The organism is Paenarthrobacter sp. 2TAF44 (assembly GCF_052114885.1).
Classification (GTDB): Bacteria; Actinomycetota; Actinomycetes; order Actinomycetales; family Micrococcaceae; genus Arthrobacter.
In genome coordinates, this window is record NZ_JBFRFP010000004.1 from 103,515 (window position 1) to 121,668 (window position 18,154).

Here is an 18,154-nt window from a genome sequence, read left to right on the forward strand (position 1 = left end):
CTACTGGCGTCGTGAAGGCCAACGGCGGACGGAGCTTTGGGCCGTACCTTCCCGTGGGAGTCCTGGCTTTGTCGTTGCCAAGGGCAGTGTGATCCTCATGGAGGTGCCGTCTGGGCCCGTGGAGGCCACGTCCGCGGAGCCTCCTGCGGCGACGGCGATCTCGCGAACAAGGGACAACCCGATTCCGAAACTGCGCTGCTGCTGGCCCAGGCCAAGATGGGTGGTCCGAGCAAAACGGTCAAAGATCCGGGCCCGGTCAATGCCTGTGATGCCTGGGCCCGTATCGGTCACGGTGATTGTGGCCTGGCCGCCGGCCACGTTGGTGGCGACCATTATGTGGCCTCCCGCCGGCGTATGGACGAGTGCGTTCTCGGCCAGACCCAGGATCGCACGGTGCAGTCTTTGAGGATCAATAAGCGCCCGCGGTTGCCCCACGCTGGAACAATCCAGGGTGATGCCTCGGTCAACGGCTAACTGGCGGATACTGTCCACAACATCCTGGGCAACACCCGCGACGTTGGTCAGGGCAATATCCGGTTCCTGTACTGTTCCGGTGGCGGATTCCAGCAGCTCATTGACTATCGCGGTCAGCGCGGCAGTGTCGCTCCGGATCCGGGCAAGCGCTTGGGCGGCTGCCGTATCAGGTGGTGTGCCGCGCTGTGCCAGTTGAATTCTGGCGTCCAGGATGGCCAAGGGCGTGCGCATCTCATGGCTCGCGTCCTGGACGAAGCGCCGCTGCATGGCCAGCGCTTCGCCCAGCGGACGGATCGCACTGCGGGCACTGAGCCAGCCAATGCCCCCAGCCAGCAGGATGCCGGCTGCCCCTGCGATGATCATGGCTTTGATCAGATCATTGGTATCAAGATAGGCGTACACGGCGCCGGGTTCAGCCGGTTCCGGGATGCCGGACTGGTTAAGCAGGTAAAGCGTAGACGCCGCCAGGAGGCAGAGGACCAGAACTGCGCAGGCGGCACTGATGCGAAGAGCGATCCTCATGGATGCCCTACGCAGGAATGCCTGGTCCTGGTCCAAAGGAGCAGGATGTTTAGTCATTCGCATCGCCGATCTGGTACCCCACCCCGTGCACTGTACGGATGATCGATCTGGTGATCTTCCTGCGCAGGTGGTGGACGTAGGTGTCGATCACTCCGGGCAGTTCACCTTGGCTGGAGGTGGCATTGATGAGCTCTTCCCGCGTGAAGACGTGGTCCGGCTGCGCGGCTATCGTCGCGAGCAATTCACTCTCCTTGGCAGTCAATGAGGCGAGGAATCCGTGAATGGAACGGATGGACCTGGAAGAAGGGTCCAGTTCCCAGTCTCCAATACTTAAGGTCTTGAACTCTTGCTGGTAACTCCGGGTCAACGCCCTTAGCCGGGCCCCCAGTTCCAAAATGTCGAAGGGCTTGGTCATGTAGTCGTTCGCGCCGGCGTCGAGTCCCCTGACCTTCTCCTCCGTTGCGCCGAGGGCGGTGAGTATGAGGATAGGGGTGGCGATACCCCTGGACCTGAGGGCGGCAATCAGCGCGACGCCGTCCATGCCGGGCAGGCCCCGGTCCACCACCATCACATCCCAGATCCGGGAGAGTCCCCGATGCAGGCCTTCATGGCCGTCGACGGCGACGTGAACCTGGTAGTCCGGCTCCAGCAGTTCGGCGATGAGCGGCCCGAGGACGACGTCGTCTTCCACCAGGAGCAGGGATGGCTTGGTTGCAGTGATCACGAATCCATTGTTGCGCGCCGGTCTTTTTCCGACGCACGGGCCCGCTTGTGCTTGAGGAATTCGATGCCCCACGGCAGCACGGACACCAGGACCATGATGATTGCTATGACGTCAATATTCTTGGCCACGAAGTCAAAGCGGCCCAGCCAGGAACCGAGCAGCGTCACCGAGGCGGCCCAGAGGATTGCCCCGGTGATGTTCCAGAGAGCGAAGGATCTGTAGTGGTAGCGGGCAATTCCGGCGCTGAGCGGTGCGAAGGTTCGCACCACGGGTAAAAAGCGCGCCAGGACCAGTGCCGAGCCACCACGGCGCCGGAAGAACTCTTCTGCTTTTCTCAGGTGTGCAGTCTTCAGTATGCGGGCATCATCCGAGAACCATCGGCGTCCGAACCGGCGACCAAGCAGGTAGCCTACTTGGTCGCCTGCGATCGCCGCCACGCTCACGACGATGATGAGTACGGGCAGTGTCAGATTCAGTTGCTGGTGCAGCAGGCCAGCCGTGAAGAGCAGCGAGTCGCCCGGCAGGAAGGGGAACAGGACCCCGGACTCGATAAAGATGATCAGGGCCACGACAGCCAGCGTTGCAGGGCCCAAACCCTGCAGCAGACTGGCAGGATCCAGGATTGGCAGCAGTTCGGCGGGGCTCAGTGTCGGTGCGAGAGCGAGGGCTTCCATTAAGGCTTCTTTCGATGTGGACTCGCGTCGGAACGGGATGACCGGGCGGACTGCAGCCGGGCCACGATCGAGGGTGCTTGACGGTTCCAGAGACCAGCCATCAACACGACGACGCCAATGGTTGCCGGAAACGATGCCATGACATCCAGTGGATAGTGCGCGCCGATGTAGACACGGGACCAGGCGACGATCACTGCGAGGATCATTCCTGTCCAGAGAACCGGCTTCTCCGCGCGGCTACCCCGGGCCAGGAAATACGCTGCAATGGCCAGGGCGACGGCCAGACATGTGTGTCCGCTGGGAAAGCTGTTGGATATCGGCTCCGGCGCCAGCGGGTCCAACAACAGTGTCGGGTCCGGCCGGATCCTGCCGATGACCACCTTGAACAGTTGGCAGCTCAACCATCCCGAACCCACTGTGAGGGCAAACAGCACAGCTTTCTGTGGGGAACGTCGAATCAGCAGGAGATACAGACTTGTGGCGAGCACCACCAGCGCTCCCACCACAGGCTCGAACAGCAGGTTCAAGGCCAGAGCTAAACCGGTCAGGACAGGGTTATGGTTGCGGCTGAAGTTCTGATCCACAGCCAACTCAGCCGACGTGAAGCCCGGCACGGACTGGACCGCTAGCCCGACGGCGATGACGACTGCCACCAAAATAAGCCCAACGGTCAGCCAGTGTTTGGGGGCGGGCAGCCGCTGGACTGGTACGGAGCCAGGTGTGGATTGCGGGAACATGGGACCCTTCGGCAGGACGTATCGTTCTTCCAATCCTCCGTGAGGGCAATTAAGAACTCGTTAAGAAGTGTGTCCCGGCCGGATTGAGCCCATGATGAAGGAATGCAACGCGTCATCGGTTGGCTGGCCGCAGCCATCATCGTCACTCTGATCTTCGGAAGTACCTATGTCACGCTGCAGCAATTGGGCCGGCGGGCAGCGAATGATGCGCCGACGGCTGCTGCTGCGGCACGGGTTGAAGCCATTGATTCGCCGGCGCCGAGTACGCCGCCGCTGGAATTGAATCCTGACAGCGGTGTCTTCGTCATTGTCTACGGGGCGAATAACAAGCCGGTGTCCAGCACTGCTGTCCTTCATGGGTCCTTTCCCGTCCTTCCTGAGGGCGTGCTCGAGGCGGCACGACGGACCGGATCCGATGCTGTGACCTGGCAGCCGGAGCCCGGTCTGCGGATGGCGGTGGTGGCACGAGCCGCTGGGGAACAGGTAGTCGTCGCGGGTCAGTCGCTAAAACCTGTCGAGGACAGGAACTGGATGGTCCTGATCTTCCTGTCGGCGGCATGGCTGGGCAGCATGGTTGTCCTTGGCTTGGGATACGGCGCCGCAGAGATATTTCGGGGACGTTCGCTCCGGCGCTACGCTGAAACCGGAGATGCGGGAAAGGATCTGTCATGAGTGCTGAAGGAACGAAGGAAGACCCATGGGTGCTGGTCACGGCACCGGGCTCGTCGGAGTACTCCATGTACCGCGACCCGGAGTCAGACCCACCGGCCCTCGTTTGCCAAGTAGGGTCGACGACCCTGAAGTATCACCTGCGAGCCATCGAGGATCTGTCCGCCTGGCTCCGTGAGCAGGAGGACTGGGTGCCCCTGGGCGCAGCCGATGAGAGCAAACCAGCACCGGAGGGAAGCGTCGAGGCATGGGGACGGGATCCGGCCAACCCTGTATCCGGGTGGTACGGGCTCCGCAAAGGATACCGCGGCCGCTTTGGGATGTACCTCCCCCCGCTGCTCGAAAAACTCGGGCTGGTCGAACTGACCCACGAGAAACGCAACAACATGGTTCGAGCCCTCCCCAGCTAACCCATTGCCGTGGAGAAAGCGGCTTCCCACTCCGGTTGAAAGGGCGCGGCTAGTAGTTCCGCCGATGTTTCAGTCGAGGGATCGCGACGGCGAACACGGCTGCCGCTGCGAAGCCCAGGACGCCGGTGGCCCAGACGCCAGCAGCGAGCGAAATGGCAGCAGTCAGGGCAGACAAGAGCACCGGCCCACCCGTTGCACCAGAATCGGCAATGAACCGCCAGATGCCAAGGAAGTGGCTCCTTCCATTGTCCGGTGAGAAGTCAGCACCCAGTGTCATGATCAGCCCGGAACTGATGCCGTTGCCAAAGCCAATCAACAGGGCAGTCAACAGCAGCGGAAGGAACCCACCAGTGAACGGAATGAGGATCAACGCCGTCCCCATGATCACTGTGGACGGAACCGCCACCCACTGCCGTCCCTTGCGATCCATCAGCTTTCCAGCCGGATAAAACACCAACATGTCGATGGCGCCTGAGAGGCCGTAGATCAGCGATGCTTGCGTGGCGTCCATGCCTAAGTGATCGGCCCACAACGGGATGACAACTTGGCGCGAAGCACGCAGAGCGCTGAGCAGCAGAATTCCGAAGCCCACAGACAGGAACACCCCGGCATGGGAAGCAGCCACATTTCGCAGCGTTGACGCCGGGATGACTGGCCCGCCGTCGGACGTATCGGGAGCCACCAAGTCAGGGATGGTGAGCGACAAAGCAGCGGCCGCCATCATCCCGACAAAACCAACCCAGTACGCCCCGCTGATTCCGGCGAACTGCATCACGCCGGCACCGATGAACGGACCGATGAAGATGCCGATCCTCGTAACGCCGCCCAATGTGGACAACGCACGGGCGCGGAACATCACCGGAACTGCCTCGGTGAGGTACTTCTGGCGGGCCAGGTTGAAAACGCTCGCCGACATACCCACCAAGGTCATAGCTGCTGCCAGCAACCAGATCCCGTGCTCCATCTGTGGAGCGAAAGCTGCCGCGCCGAGGGCAAGGGCTCCTACGGCACCTGCCCCAACAATTGCCCAGCGTTCGCCGAACTTTATGGTGATGAGCGATGCCGGGATATTGAAGAGCCAGGACCCCAAGCCGATCAGCGTGACGATCAACGCGGAGACTGCCACGGATGCTCCAAGGTCACGCGCCGAGAGCGCGATGACCGGAAGAACCGCCCCCTCGCCGATACAGAACAACAGCGCAGGCCCGAAGGCCGGTAAAGCAATGCTGCGGAGGCTGAAGTTTTGGTCTTGCTGGGTGGTTGTCATCCCCTTCATCCTAGGACTCTGACCCAGCCGCCTCGCAGTTGTCGCAGTTCCGGAGATCCGGAACCGCAACAACTGCGCGCGAGACTAGGCCTCGTCCAGGTGACTAGATGCGGTTAGCCGTTGCCTTCCGACGTCCGGCTGCTGAAAGTGCCAAGCCTATGAGAAGAAGGCCGACTGCCCAGAGCGTGAAGCTGCCGTCCAATCCCGTAGTGGCCAGAGAGTTGGAACTCCCGACGCCGGTCGCAAGGCCTGCTGTCAGCACACCTTGAGTGCCGCCTGCAGTTACTGCGCTACCACCTAGCTGGGCACCGCCCATTCCGGTTGTCCCGACGCCAGCGTTCCCGAATACAGGACCCCCAATTTCGGTCCCCGGATTGTTGGTGCCAGAGTCAATGCCAAGTCCCCCACCACCAGCAGGCTGGCTAACCTCCGGCGGGTTGACGACGGGAGGGTTGGCCACCGGCGGATTCACAACGGGAGGATTCACAACGGGAGGGTTGACGACCGGCGGATTCACAACGGGAGGGTTGACGACCGGCGGATTCACAACGGGAGGATTCACAACGGGAGGCGTGATGGCTCCGACAGAGGCGCCACCGATGCCAAGCGATGTCGAGTCGACCGTGACCGGAGCGGTGATTGGAACAACCACCTGGGTCCCGGAAGCGACGCCGCCCGATCCATTAGTGGTAGCACCCGAGGTCCCCGCCGGTGCAGTTCCCCCGGAAGTACCGGCAGTGCCAGCCGACGAATCGCCCAAGACACCAGCAGACGTCGAGCCAACAGTCACCGGAGCGGTAACCGGAGCAACCACCTGCGTCCCGGAGCCAAGGCCCTTAGATCCCGAGGTCGTAGCGCCCGAGGTCCCCGCCGGTGCAGTTCCCCCGGAAGTACCGGCAGTGTTGGCTGACGAATCACCCAACACACCAGCCGACGTCGAACCAACAGTCACCGGAGCTGTAATCGGAGCAACTACCTGAGTCCCGGAGCCAATGCCACCAGAACCGTTAGTCGTAGCGCCGGACGTTCCCGCCGGAGCAGTCCCACCGGAAGTACCGGCAGTGTTGGCTGACGAATCACCCAACACACCAGCCGACGTCGAACCAACGGTCACCGGAGCTGTAATCGGAGCAGCCACCTGAGTACCCGAACCGATGCCATTAGATCCGTTTGTATTGGAACCTGTGGTTGTACCTGTACCCGTGCCCGAAGTACCGGACGTGCCACCGCTGGCAGACGAATCACCCAGCACACCAGCCGACGTCGAACCGACAGTCACCGGAGCGGTAACCGGAGCAACCACCTGAGTCCCGGAAGCTACCCCATCTGACCCGTTGGTCGTAGCACCCGAGGTCCCCGCCGGAGCAGTCCCACCGGAAGTACCGGCAGTGCCGCCATTGCCGCTGGCGGCTGAATCACCCAGCACACCAGCAGACGTCGAACCAACAGTCACCGGAGCGGTAACCGGAGCAACGACCTGGGTCCCGGAAGCAACGCCCTTAGATCCCGAGGTCGTAGCGCCCGACGTTCCCGCCGGTGCAGTTCCGCCGGAAGTACCGGCAGTGTTGGCCGACGAATCGCCCAGCACACCAGCCGACGTCGAACCAACAGTCACCGGAGCTGTAACCGGAGCAACCACCTGAGTCCCGGAAGCTACCCCTTCTGCCCCGCTGGTCGTAGCACCCGACGCCCCCGAAGGAGCAGTCCCACCGGAAGTACCGGCAGTGCTGGCCGCCGAATCACCCAGCACACCAGCCGACGTCGAACCAACAGTCACCGGAGCGGTAACCGGAGCAACCACCTGAGTCCCGGAAGCTACCCCATCTGACCCGTTGGTCGTAGCACCGGGAGTAGCGGCAGCAGGTGCGCTGCCCGTATTCGAGGGTGCGCCGGACGTAGCTGATGAATCTCCAGCCACACCCGCGGCAGTGGCTCCGATGTTAACAGGGACCAATATCGGAGCCACTACCTGAGCGCCGGATGCGATGCCTTCTCCCCCCGACGTTGTTGCCTGCGCAGGCGCTTGGGCCGGTGCAGAACCTGATGTTGCTGCTGGTGTTGTCGTTGCCGATGAGTCCCCCAGGACACCCGTCGACGTCGATCCCACAGTTACGGGGACCGTCACCGGTGCAACTACTTGGGTACCGGAGGCTGTGCCGCCGGAACCGTTGGTGCCAGCCGCCGTCGTCGAACTGCTTGGTGCAGTTGGAGCGGCAGGTTTGGCTGGGCCCGTCGCAGTGGAGCCCCCCAGCAGACCCACTGATGACGAGCCCAGGTTTATGGGCGCTGTTACGGGCGCGACTACCTGTGTCCCGGAGCCAGTCCCGTTGGAACCGTTGGTGCTGGCAGTTGGCGCCGTCCCTGTAGCCGGAGCGGCTGCGGGCGCCTTTGTGGTTGAGGATGAATCTCCCACGAGGGCCAGTGACGTAGCGCCTGTGCTGACTGGCGCTGTCACCGGTGCCACCACCTGTGTGCCGGAAAGGGTTCCGTCCTTTCCACTGGTCGTATCTGCCGCGTTGGCCGCGGTCCCGCCGAGGGCTATCAAGCCTCCGGCAAAGCATGTGCCGATCAGGCACCTGCGAATTGTCGAGTTCATTGTGATCTTCTCCTGAAGGTCTTGTTCCCAAAGACGTCCGATGACGGATCGTCCGGCTAACCATCGGCCGCATGTAGAGGCGCGGCTGGGCTGGGGAACTAGTCAGGAGAGGAGCCGGGATCGAAAGAAACCGGCTTTGGATGATCTTCATTGCTGGCCGCTGCTGGACCAGAAAGTGTGTCTGCAGGAACGATTGGCGCCCCATGCAGGAAGGCTGCGGCAGGGCTTGGCGGCCCGTTTTGTGAGGTACCCGAGCCCGCGCCGGTGACACCAAGAGGTGTCGTTTCCGGGTCGGCCGGCAGCTCGGCTGGAACCTCAGGTTCGACGATGACAGAGGCGCCGATTACGGCACCAGGTGAAGCAGGGGCAAAACCTCGCGCCAGAGCAAAGGTCAGTGAAACGTCGGCATTGAGGGTGGGCGGAGTTGTCCCGAGGGGCAGGCCAGCGGATTCCGTCCCCGAACCGCCGCCGGCTGAAGCCGTTGGTGAAGTCCCGACGGCGGGTGGCGGCACAGTTCCGGCACCTGGCGTCGTGGGGAGCATGGCGCCGTCGCCGCCCAAGAGCGGGGGAAGCAGGCTTCCGGGTCCAGCAATCGGAGGTAAAACGCTGCCGACAGGCGGGAGGACCTTATCGATGACCTCAACGATGGGGGCCACGACAGGCTTCGTCACGCCCGTCACCGGGTCCAGGCCGACGGGTTTCAGAACATCATTTACCGGAGGAACAACCGCCTCGACGGTGTGGTCAATAGTGCCCGTGGCTGGTTTGACGACCGTGTCCACAACGCTGCCGACTGTGTCGCTCGGAACTACCCGGTTAACAACGGGGAGTTTGGCGATGACTTTGTCCGCGGACTCCGCAACCTGCTTAACCACCGGGGTTACAGCTGGAACGTGCACGGTTATCGGATGTGCCGGGACAACGACTTTGGCGGGAGCCGGAAGAGGTACGTTCGGCACAGGGACAGTGACGACGGGGGCGGATGGCTTAGGCCCGACGGAAGTTGCAACGGACGCGGCCGCCTTCTTGACCGCACCCGTTGCAGCACTGAGTGTCTTGTTGGTTTGCTTGCTGGCGGTGTCGGCTGATGAAACGGTTGACGACACCGAAGATGTCACTCCGCCCAGCAGCGAGTGGTTATCAGTGATCCCGGAATCGGCGTTGGCGGCCGTCGCGGACAATGCCATCCAAATTGCGGTACCGGCGCCAGCGATCATGACGGAGCGGAGAATCTGAGTAGCGCGCGGAATTACGCGAATGGCCTTCATCTCGACACCCCCCAGGTAGCCGCAAACCGATGGTCGATTTCATCCTAGGACTGGTGTTGCCCAATAGTCCATGGGGAGGCAGTAATCAAGATGACAAATTTGTCAGTAACCTTCATTTATGAAGAAGGGTAAAAGCCAGTCTTCTCGGGTCCAAAGTCGGGCGTTGCCAGGGATCCACCAGCAACCCTTCCGTGCTGGGCATTGGTTTCCTGGAGCCGTTTGATGAACCAGCGCGACTGCTCCGGTCCATAAGGCAGTACAGGGATGGCCTTGGTTGCATCGTTGGGCATATCGCGGATGGACTGGGTTGCCTGCCGCACTGCAGTGCTCATGGTGTCGGCCATGGTCTTGACGAATTCGTCGCTCGCAGGCTTGCCGTGGCCCGGGACCAGGAACTCGTAGCGGTGACGCAAAGCGGAGATGTGCCGGAGGACGTCCGCCCACTCCTCGGGATACGAGTCCTCAAAGGAAGGGTGTGCGCCGTGCTCGACGAGGTCACCCACGAACAGCGTTGAGTTGGTACCCACCAGGAGGTCACCGTCGGTGTGGGCGCGGCCCAGATAGAACAGTGTGGCTGTAATTCCGCCGAGGTCCACTAGAACAGGCTGGTCGCCAACGATCGCGTTCGGAACAACGATGTCGACGGCGTCACCCTCCCCCGCGGCCATCTCCGGTTCGTTGGTGGCGACGAAGCGACGCTGGTTGTCGGCGTCCCGCTCGATGGTTGCCGCACAGTTGGCGTGCGCCCAGAACTCTGTCACGCCGTCGTCGGCAAAAACAGCGTTACCGAAGAAGTGGTCGTAGTGCGCGTGGGTGTTGACTACCACCAGCGGAAGCTGGGTCTTTTCGCGGACAGCAGCGAGGATCTCGCGGCCTTGGCGGGGGCCACATCCGGTGTCGATGACCATGGCGAGCTCACTGCCCACCACAAGCCCGGTGTTGAGTAAGGACCCCTCGGTCTCCAAGACGTAGTTGTCCGTGCCAAGTTCATGCCAAGCTGACAATGAGTTCTCCGTATCCAGTGCAATCCGGCGATGTTCAGGCCTCGATTCTACCCATGCGCAGCTGGGAGAAGCCGGAATGACCCGGTGGCAGGTGAACTCCGTGCCGGACTAGAGGATGGCCGTCATGACGTTCCAGCCGGACCCAATCTGGCGGGCAGCAAGCCACCCACCCGAGCCGTCACCCGGGTAGAGCCACAAAACACCGGAGCTGTTGCGGGCAATGACGTCAATCTTGCCGTCGCCATTGAAATCACCGGGGCCCTCAATAGCGGTCATGACATTCCAACCGGAACCAACCTGCCGGGCAGCAAGCCAACCACCAGAACCGTCACCGGGATAGAGCCACAGAACGCCCGACCCGTTGCGGGCAAGAACATCAGCTTTGCCGTCGCCATTGAAATCACCGGGGCCTTCAATAGCGGTCATGACATTCCAGCCGGAACCAATCTGGCGGGCAGCAAGCCAACCACCAGAACCATTGCCCGGATACAGCCACAGAACACCATTGGCATCGCGGGCTATCACATCGGCTTTGCCGTCCCCGTTGAAGTCACCGGGTGCCTCGATCGCGGCCATCCCATTCCAGCCTGCACCGATCTGACGGGCAGCAAGCCAGCCACCAGAACCGTTGCCCGGGTACAACCACAAGACACCGTTCGCATCCCGGGCGATCACGTCCATTTTGCCGTCCCCGTTGAAGTCACCGGTTGACTCAATGGAGGTCATGGCATTCCAGCCTGCACCGATCTTGCGGGCGGCTAGCCAGCCACCGGAACCATTGCCTGGGTACAGCCACAAAGCGCCGCCGTTGTCCCTGGCAAGGACATCGCTCTTGCCGTCACCGTCGAAATCAGTGATTTTTTGACTGGAGGTCTTGAAGGTGAACTTCCACTCGGCCAGAGCTGTCGGGGCCAATGCATAATCTGCAACAACCCTGGCGGTAACGGTTACTGCTCCACTCCCCGGATAGGTGCCAGGGGCAAGAACCTTTCCACCTACCAAATATTCCACGCCGGCGAGGGCGGGAATCGTGTAGGTATCGTTCGAGGTGCCGTCCCGGTCATTGAAAACTACGGGCGCAGGCGTCACGGGAAGGTGCCCACCAAATGTGGTGAGCGCTGCGGTGGCATCAATCAAACCCGCCCCACAGCCGGCCGGGCAACCAGCAGGAAGTGGTCGTGCCGAGTCCTTCAGCTGCTGTTCCACGTGGTCGGGAGTGAGGGCGATCCCCTCTGCCGAGTACAGGAGAGCCGCAAGGCCTGCCACATGAGGGGCGGCCATGGACGTTCCCTGCATAAACGCATAGCCCGCCGTGCCCTGCGTGGTTGTCCCTGAGTTGTAGGTGGACAAGATACCGTTCAGGGCCGAGGAACTCATCTCGCCCCCGGGAGCAGTTACATCAACGGCGCTCCCGTAGTTGGAGTACGACGCCTTCGCGCCGGTCCTGTCGCTCGCGGCAACGGTGATGACGTTCGGGCAGTTTGCAGGGCTGGAATCGGCCGCGGGGCGATTGGAATTTCCAGCAGCAACTACTACAACGGCTCCAGCGTTATGGGCGAAATTGATGGCGTTTTGGTACGTGTCAGAGCACGGCTTGATGCCACCGAGACTGAGGTTGATAACGCGGGCCGGGTTGGGATTGATGGGAGCCCCGCTAACAATGCCGCCTGCCGCCCAAATGATTCCATCTGCGATATCCGATGAATACCCACCACAGGCACCCAACGCCCGAACCGGAAGGATCTTAGCCTTCGGGGCAACACCGGTTACACCGTAAGTGTTGTTGCCGATCGCAGCGATTGTGCCAGCCACGTGCGTTCCATGCCAGGAAGAATTTATCTGCGGGCTGCCCACACCGCATTCATTTGCTGTCGACCAATCCCCGGGATCCGTAGGATCAGCGTCCCGGCCACTCCCATCCCGGGCATCGGTGGCATCGGACATCATGTCGTAGCCGGGCAGGACATTGGCGTCGAGATCCACATGACTGGTGATCCCGGTGTCCACTACTGCGACGACTACGCCTTCACCATGGTTGTATTGCCACGCCCCGGAAGGTCGAATGCCGGCCAAATCCTCAGAGAGATCCCACTGCGTGGAGTAATAAGCATCATTCGGATCAGCCGCCACCTGCATAATGTCGTCGGCTTCGGCGTAGGCAACGTTGGGATCCGCACGAAGGGTTTTCAGGAAATCCTCGGCTTTTGTCCCGGAAAGGGCCTTGGCAAGTTTGATGACCTGGCCGCCCGCTGCGTTCGGGTGCGAGCTCTGGGCAACGACTCCGAGCTTCATGGCCGCATGACCGGCGGCCTGCTCCACGGCAGCCGCAGCCGCTTTGGCGTTGTCCCGTAGCCCGACGATAAATTGGTCCGTTGCCGCCTCAGGTGCCGGACGGAGTGATTGAGGGGTGCTCGGGATGATGTCGCTATCTCCCGCTACTGCCGGCTGTATGGCCAGGCCGCCGGTGATGAGGAGCGTGGCCAACGCGAAGCCGACGGTCCTTAAGGATCGCATTGGGGAGTTTTTTACCATGGTTGGGCATCCTAGAACGGCGACTGAGCACGGTAAGGCTGGGTCGCGGGCAACTGGAGACCACCAGTTGACCCCCACAGAAAATTGTACGCAGAGGTGGCAGCACTTTCGGCCAGTCTTTTGCGAGGATTTGTCGAGGATTTGCCCTACAAAGAGCAGGACCCCGATTGCCCGAATCGGGGTCCCGCAGCGTTGCTGTCTGTCTCGCGCCTACATATCTGCGAGCGCTCCACCAGGGTTCTCGATGGCGTCGGCCACGTACCGGAGGAAGCCGGCGGCAGTCTCGCCGTCGCACACCCGGTGGTCGAAGGCTAGGGTCAACTCGGTAACCTTGCGTACGGCAAGTTCACCGTTGACCACCCACGGCCTGTCGATGATGCGGCCCACGCCGAGCATCGCAACCTCTGGATAGTTGATGATCGCGGCCGAGCCATCCACGCCGAACACACCGTAGTTGTTCAGCGTGAAGGTGCCTGAGCCGAGTTCGGCTGGGGTCGCCTTGCCGTCACGCGCGACGGCGGTCAGGCGCCGGATCTCGGCATCCAACTCGCGGGCGCTCAACTGGTGCGCGTTCCGGACAGACGGGACAACGAGACCGCGATCCGTCTGTGCTGCGAAACCCAGGTTGATTCCGTCAAAACCGACGATCTCCTGGGAGCCGTCCTCCCCGACTTCAAAGCGCGTGTTCAATGCCGGGTACTTTTTTAACCCAGCCGTGACAAAACGAGCAATGAAGGCCAGCAGACCGGGCGTGTCGTGCGGAGCGCGCTTCTTCAGTTCAGCCCGCATCTCAAGCAAAGCCGTTGCATCCACATCCACCCAGACCGTGGCCTCAGGGATTTCCGTGCGGCTCTTGGTCATGTTCGCGGCAACTGCCTTGCGAACTCCACGGACCGGAGTCCGGGCCGAGACAGCGAGCCCGGTACGGGAGTCGAGGTCGCCCTCAGCCACCGGCACCGAGGCCGGAGCCGTCTCACGAACACGAGCAGCAGGAGCTTGCGGGGCCTCAGGAGCTGAAATAGCAGCTTCCACATCCCGGCGCATGATCAGCCCACTAGCTCCCGAGCCCTCGATGTTCTCAAGGGAAACACCATGGTCCCGGGCCATCTTCCTGACGAGCGGCGAGATGACGGCGCTGAGCTTGCCGGGGATGCGCGTTCCGGCGACGGCCGGCTCGGAAGCAACCGGGGTGTCAGCCCGGATCTCCCTTTGGCGGTCGACGACGGCGACGCTCGCCTTCGGCGGGCGGGTGCGGCCTCCGGTCACGCCACCTGGAGTGCCGTATCCGATGAGTACATTGCCGGATCCAGCTTTCTCCTCGGTGCGATACGTCTCGGCGGCCGCATCAACCTCGGGCGAGGCCACGATCCCGGTCGAGACTGCATCGTCGGCAGAAGAGGTAGGTTCCGGCGCGGCGGGAGCAGCGCCCGAACGTGCGATCGAGATCAGCGGCTTGCCGACGTCGAGCGTTTGGCCAGCCTCACCGTGAAGCTCGGCCACGGTGCCCGCATAAGGCGAGGGCACCTCGACCATGGACTTCGCGGTTTCGACTTCAGCGATCGGCTGATCCACCTTGATTTCGTCACCCACAGCGACGAGCCAGTTCACGAGTTCAGCCTCAGTAAGGCCCTCCCCCAGGTCCGGCAGTCGAAATACCTGCATATCTGAGCTCATGGTCAGTCCTCCCATTGAAGGTCGTCGACGGCGTCGAGAATACGGTCGACGCTCGGCAGGTAGTAGTGCTCCAACTTGGGAGACGGGAACGGGACATCGAAGCCAGTCACACGGCGGATCGGTGCAGCGAGGTAGTGGAACGCACGCTCCTGCACACGGGCCACGATCTCGGAGGATACGGAGGCGAAGCCATGAGCCTCGGCGATCACGACGGCGCGTCCCGTCTTGCGCACGGACGCGCAGACGGTTTCATCGTCGAAGGGGACGAGGGTGCGGACATCGATGACCTCAAGCGAGCGACCCTCTTCGGCCGCAGCGGCCGCCGCTGCGAGCGCAGTGGGAACGGACGGCCCGTAGGCAATCAAGGTGGCGTCAGTGCCGGGACGAGCAACAGCCGCGCGGCCCTCGGTGGAGGTGCCGGCGTCGTGCTCTGCCCGCAAGGCGTCCAGGTCAACCTGGTCTTTGGACCAGTAGAGCTTCTTGGGCTCCATGAACATCACGGGATCATCCGAGTCGATGGCTTCGCGGAGCATCCGGTAACCGTCTGCAACGGTGGCTGGGGTGTAGACCTTCAGGCCTGCGGTGTGGGCGTAGTAGGACTCGGAGGAGTCGCAGTGGTGCTCCACTCCCCCGATGCCACCGGCGTAGGGAACACGGATAACCAGGGGCATCTTGACCTTGCCCTTGGTTCGGTTGTGCATCTTGGCGACGTGGCTGACGATCTGTTCGAACGCCGGATAGGCGAAGGCATCAAACTGCATCTCGATGACAGGCCGCATGCCGTTGATAGCCATGCCCACAGCCATGCCGACGATGCCGGATTCTGCCAGCGGGGTATCGAAGCAGCGCTGCTCGCCGAATTCGGCCATGAGTCCGTCGGTGATGCGGAAGACGCCGCCCAGGATGCCGACATCTTCGCCGAAGACCAGGACCGAGGAATCGGCACGCATGGCATCGGCCATTGCCGTGTTGAGGGCCTTGGCCATGGTGATGGACTGAGGGCCGCTCGCCTCAGCGGTAGCTGCAGCGGACGCGGCTGCGCTTGCGGTGGCGGCGCTGACGTTGCCGTTGACGTTGGTGGTGACGGTCATTTTGCGCTCTCCTCTCGTGCGAGTTCGCCGGCAAGCAGTTCAGACTGCTCTTTCAGCTGCGGGGTGGGCTTGGAGAACACGTACCTAAAGAGGTCCAGCGGCTGTACCGGGACGTCTTCACCCAGGCCTTCGCGCAATTGGGTGGCCACCGCTTCTGCATGTTCGGCAATGCGGTCGTTGGCGGCGTCATCCAAGAGTCCCTTGTCGGTCAGATAAGACTTCATGCGGGTCAGCGGATCCTTCGCTTGCCACTCGGCCACCTCACTGTCCGGGCGGTAGCGCGTTGCATCGTCGGCGTTGGTGTGCGCCTGCATGCGGTAGGTGTGGGCTTCGATAAGCAACGGCCCCGAGCCTTCGCGGGCCAGGTTCACGGCACGGTCCATGACGGCAAGGAGCGCGACGAGGTCGTTGCCGTCAACGCGCTCACCGGCCATGCCATAGCCAACAGCCTTGTGAGCCAGAGACGGTGCCACCGACTGGTGGCTGAGCGGAACGGAAATGGCGTACTTGTTGTTCTGCACGAAGAAGATGACCGGCAGGTGGAAGACGGCCGCAAAGTTCAAGGCCTCGTGGAAGTCACCCTCACTCGTGGCACCATCACCGCACATCGCCATCACCACGGTGTCCTCACCGCGGAGTTTGGCGGCATGCGCGACGCCGACGGCGTGCAGCAGCTGCGTGGTCAGCGGGGTGCACTGGATCCCGACGTGATGCTTCTTGGGATCGTAGCCACCGTGCCAGTCGCCGCGGAAGATCGTCATCGCCTCAACGGGGTCCACCCCGCGTGTCATGACGGCGACGGCGTCACGGTAGGTGGGGAACAGCCAGTCACCTTCGCTGAGGCACATGGCAGCCGCCACCTGGCAGGCTTCCTGTCCGTGGCTCGAGGGATAGACAGCCATGCGGCCCTGCCGGACGAGCGCGGAGTTCTGATCGTTGACGCGACGTCCGACGACGAGCTGCTCGTACGCGGCCATCAGTTCAGCGTCGTTCGGCGTTGGGTACTCGTGGCCGGGTTCGGTGCCTTGCTCTTCATGGGAGCGAAGGGTGCCATCCGGATTCACCATCTGAATCTGGTGCCGGGCAGGCAGCATGTAGTCCTCTACGCTGATGCCGAATTTTCTCTGGACGTCAGCAGCTTGGTCCTCTACTGCCGCTTCCGGCGCAGTGTGGTCTGCGTGGATCGTCATTGGTCCGTCCTTCTCTAGCCACTATGTGCTTCCAGTATGTTCCGGACAGCAGTTTCGTATCCAGCTTTCGTTCAAATCATGGAAGAGCATGCAGGAAGTGGCTATTCTGAAAGACGAATTGCAAATGTGAGCTGGGTAACGAGCCAGTCCTGTAGACGAATTGGAGACCACGTGAGCGAGACCGAGGCAGAGCAGACTGCCGTGCCCCTGGATGATGTTGACCGGGACATCATCCGCGAGCTCACAACTGACGGCCGGATGTCCATTACACAAGTGGCCGAAAACGTGCACATCAGCCGGGCGCACGCCTACTCACGCATTGCCCGGCTTACCGGCGAGGGGGTTTTGACCAAATTCACGGCGTTGGTGGACCCGATCAAAGCCGGCCTGCGATCTTCGGCCTACGTCACCCTCAAGGTCCAGCAGCATTCCTGGCGAGAACTGAAGGAGCGCTTGCGGGCGATTCCCGAGGTCCACCACATCGCCCTGGTGGGCGGCGACTTTGACGTCATCCTGCTGGTCCGCGCCACGGACAACATCCACCTCCGGCGTGTGATCTTCGACCAATTACAGTCCATGGACGGCATCCTGGACACCCAGACTTTCCTGGTGTTTGAGGACGTTGATACTCGGTAGCTGCCCTGGCGGCAGGCGCCTCGTACGGAACACACATTCGGGGACCATAGACTGTCCCCGTGCCCCTCAAAACTGCCTCCCTCACACGCGCCACTGTGCGGGTTACTGTTTCGGTTTTGGTGATCGCCCTGCTGTGGCTGATCGCCGCTTTTCAGTTCTTTTACAGCCCGCCGAGAGTAGTGCCTCACCGAACCGACGCGATCGTCGTTTTGGGCGGGTTAAGCAAGGAACGACTTCCAGTGGCTCAGGAACTCCAGGACAGCCTGGATATCCCCATTTTGGTGGTCTCGACGACGGGCCTTTCCGGCAACGTTGAGGGTGACGCTTTGTGCCACGAAGACGATGACCCAGATCTAGTTTGCTTCCGTCCCTCACCACTGAATACCCGAGGTGAAGCCAGAGGCCTTGCGGAGCTGATCGCGCAGAACGGATGGAAGTCCATCACTGTGGTTACCTCCGACTATCACCTGTTGCGGGCAGGTACTTTGATGCGGCAGTGCACGTCCGTAGAGATCCAAATGGTGGGCTCCCAACCCGACCTTTCGGCCGCAGCCTGGCTGGACAGATTCGTGGTCGAAACAGGTGGGCTGATCGACGTGTGGATGCAGCCGGAGTGTTCTTCTCACTAAGGTAGTGGGAGGAACTGTCAGAAAACACGTCGCCGAGCGACCGTCCACGGAAGGTGC

Annotated in this window: 16 protein-coding genes; 4 read left to right on the forward strand and 12 right to left on the reverse strand. The window is 62.0% G+C overall.

What is annotated here, in order from left to right:
- From AB4Z15_RS06045 to AB4Z15_RS06060, 4 genes are read right to left on the reverse strand one after another with little or no spacing between them, the layout of a single operon-like run.
- On the reverse strand, positions 1–1,053 hold the full coding sequence (locus tag AB4Z15_RS06045) for a sensor histidine kinase (protein ID WP_442016526.1): 1,053 nt from the start codon (positions 1,051–1,053) through the stop codon (positions 1–3).
- Positions 1,046–1,720, reverse strand: coding sequence for a response regulator transcription factor (locus AB4Z15_RS06050; protein WP_442016527.1), 675 nt, complete (start codon positions 1,718–1,720; stop codon positions 1,046–1,048). Before AB4Z15_RS06050 ends, AB4Z15_RS06045 begins: the two co-directional genes overlap by 8 nt.
- On the reverse strand, positions 1,717–2,394 hold the full coding sequence (locus AB4Z15_RS06055) for a DedA family protein (RefSeq protein WP_442016528.1): 678 nt from the start codon (positions 2,392–2,394) through the stop codon (positions 1,717–1,719). The genes AB4Z15_RS06050 and AB4Z15_RS06055 overlap by 4 nt, the downstream gene beginning before the upstream one ends.
- Positions 2,394–3,131, reverse strand: a complete 738-nt coding sequence (locus AB4Z15_RS06060) for a phosphatase PAP2 family protein (RefSeq protein WP_442016529.1) — start codon at positions 3,129–3,131, stop codon at positions 2,394–2,396. Before AB4Z15_RS06060 ends, AB4Z15_RS06055 begins: the two co-directional genes overlap by 1 nt.
- Before the next feature lie 102 nt (positions 3,132–3,233).
- Between AB4Z15_RS06060 and AB4Z15_RS06065 the strand changes: the two genes are divergently transcribed.
- Positions 3,234–3,803, forward strand: a complete 570-nt coding sequence (locus AB4Z15_RS06065; protein WP_442016530.1) for a hypothetical protein — start codon at positions 3,234–3,236, stop codon at positions 3,801–3,803.
- On the forward strand, positions 3,800–4,210 hold the full coding sequence (locus AB4Z15_RS06070; protein WP_442016531.1) for a DUF6855 family protein: 411 nt from the start codon (positions 3,800–3,802) through the stop codon (positions 4,208–4,210). Before AB4Z15_RS06065 ends, AB4Z15_RS06070 begins: the two co-directional genes overlap by 4 nt.
- Before the next feature lie 49 nt (positions 4,211–4,259).
- On the opposite strand, the gene AB4Z15_RS06075 is transcribed toward AB4Z15_RS06070, so the two are convergent.
- From AB4Z15_RS06075 to pdhA, 8 genes are all read right to left on the reverse strand, one after another.
- A complete protein-coding gene (locus AB4Z15_RS06075) occupies positions 4,260–5,477 on the reverse strand; it encodes an MFS transporter (RefSeq protein ID WP_442016532.1) in 1,218 nt (405 codons plus the stop codon).
- Between the two features lie 103 nt (positions 5,478–5,580).
- Positions 5,581–8,073: a beta strand repeat-containing protein gene (locus AB4Z15_RS06080; RefSeq protein ID WP_442016533.1), complete on the reverse strand. Its 2,493-nt coding sequence runs from the start codon at positions 8,071–8,073 to the stop codon at positions 5,581–5,583.
- Between the two features lie 98 nt (positions 8,074–8,171).
- Complete coding sequence (locus AB4Z15_RS06085; RefSeq protein WP_442016534.1) at positions 8,172–9,341, reverse strand: hypothetical protein; 1,170 nt, start codon at positions 9,339–9,341, stop codon at positions 8,172–8,174.
- 116 nt (positions 9,342–9,457) lie between these two features.
- Complete coding sequence (locus AB4Z15_RS06090) at positions 9,458–10,345, reverse strand: MBL fold metallo-hydrolase (protein WP_442016535.1); 888 nt, start codon at positions 10,343–10,345, stop codon at positions 9,458–9,460.
- A gap of 108 nt (positions 10,346–10,453) precedes the next feature.
- Positions 10,454–12,877 (reverse strand): S8 family serine peptidase, encoded by a 2,424-nt coding sequence (locus tag AB4Z15_RS06095; RefSeq protein ID WP_442016536.1) that lies wholly within the window; start codon positions 12,875–12,877, stop codon positions 10,454–10,456.
- 210 nt (positions 12,878–13,087) lie between these two features.
- Positions 13,088–14,551: a dihydrolipoamide acetyltransferase family protein gene (locus AB4Z15_RS06100; protein WP_442016537.1), complete on the reverse strand. Its 1,464-nt coding sequence runs from the start codon at positions 14,549–14,551 to the stop codon at positions 13,088–13,090.
- 2 nt (positions 14,552–14,553) lie between these two features.
- Positions 14,554–15,642, reverse strand: a complete 1,089-nt coding sequence (locus AB4Z15_RS06105) for an alpha-ketoacid dehydrogenase subunit beta (RefSeq protein ID WP_442016538.1) — start codon at positions 15,640–15,642, stop codon at positions 14,554–14,556.
- The gene (gene pdhA / locus AB4Z15_RS06110; protein ID WP_442016539.1) at positions 15,639–16,832 is read right to left on the reverse strand and encodes a pyruvate dehydrogenase (acetyl-transferring) E1 component subunit alpha; all 1,194 of its coding nucleotides are present in this window, start codon (positions 16,830–16,832) and stop codon (positions 15,639–15,641) included. The genes AB4Z15_RS06105 and pdhA overlap by 4 nt, the downstream gene beginning before the upstream one ends.
- Positions 16,833–17,003: 171 nt before the next feature.
- On the opposite strand from pdhA, the gene AB4Z15_RS06115 reads away from it, so the two are divergent.
- Both AB4Z15_RS06115 and AB4Z15_RS06120 read left to right on the forward strand, forming a co-directional pair.
- Positions 17,004–17,468, forward strand: a complete 465-nt coding sequence (locus tag AB4Z15_RS06115) for an Lrp/AsnC family transcriptional regulator (RefSeq protein WP_442016540.1) — start codon at positions 17,004–17,006, stop codon at positions 17,466–17,468.
- 59 nt (positions 17,469–17,527) lie between these two features.
- On the forward strand, positions 17,528–18,097 hold the full coding sequence (locus tag AB4Z15_RS06120) for a YdcF family protein (protein ID WP_442016541.1): 570 nt from the start codon (positions 17,528–17,530) through the stop codon (positions 18,095–18,097).
- The last annotated feature ends 57 nt before the right edge of the window (positions 18,098–18,154 follow it).

What these genes read in the sequence shown, in the direction of transcription:
- AB4Z15_RS06045 (WP_442016526.1), bottom strand. Translation starts at nt 1,053, where the DNA reads ATGACTAAACATCCTGCTCCTTTGGACCAGGACCAGGCATTCCTGCGT.
- AB4Z15_RS06055 (WP_442016528.1), bottom strand. Translation starts at nt 2,394, where the DNA reads ATGGAAGCCCTCGCTCTCGCACCGACACTGAGCCCCGCCGAACTGCTG.
- AB4Z15_RS06060 (WP_442016529.1), bottom strand. Translation starts at nt 3,131, where the DNA reads ATGTTCCCGCAATCCACACCTGGCTCCGTACCAGTCCAGCGGCTGCCC.
- AB4Z15_RS06065 (WP_442016530.1), top strand. Translation starts at nt 3,234, where the DNA reads ATGCAACGCGTCATCGGTTGGCTGGCCGCAGCCATCATCGTCACTCTG.
- AB4Z15_RS06070 (WP_442016531.1), top strand. Translation starts at nt 3,800, where the DNA reads ATGAGTGCTGAAGGAACGAAGGAAGACCCATGGGTGCTGGTCACGGCA.
- AB4Z15_RS06075 (WP_442016532.1), bottom strand. Translation starts at nt 5,477, where the DNA reads ATGACAACCACCCAGCAAGACCAAAACTTCAGCCTCCGCAGCATTGCT.
- AB4Z15_RS06080 (WP_442016533.1), bottom strand. Translation starts at nt 8,073, where the DNA reads ATGAACTCGACAATTCGCAGGTGCCTGATCGGCACATGCTTTGCCGGA.
- AB4Z15_RS06085 (WP_442016534.1), bottom strand. Translation starts at nt 9,341, where the DNA reads ATGAAGGCCATTCGCGTAATTCCGCGCGCTACTCAGATTCTCCGCTCC.
- AB4Z15_RS06095 (WP_442016536.1), bottom strand. Translation starts at nt 12,877, where the DNA reads ATGGTAAAAAACTCCCCAATGCGATCCTTAAGGACCGTCGGCTTCGCG.
- AB4Z15_RS06100 (WP_442016537.1), bottom strand. Translation starts at nt 14,551, where the DNA reads ATGAGCTCAGATATGCAGGTATTTCGACTGCCGGACCTGGGGGAGGGC.
- AB4Z15_RS06105 (WP_442016538.1), bottom strand. Translation starts at nt 15,642, where the DNA reads ATGACCGTCACCACCAACGTCAACGGCAACGTCAGCGCCGCCACCGCA.
- pdhA (WP_442016539.1), bottom strand. Translation starts at nt 16,832, where the DNA reads ATGACGATCCACGCAGACCACACTGCGCCGGAAGCGGCAGTAGAGGAC.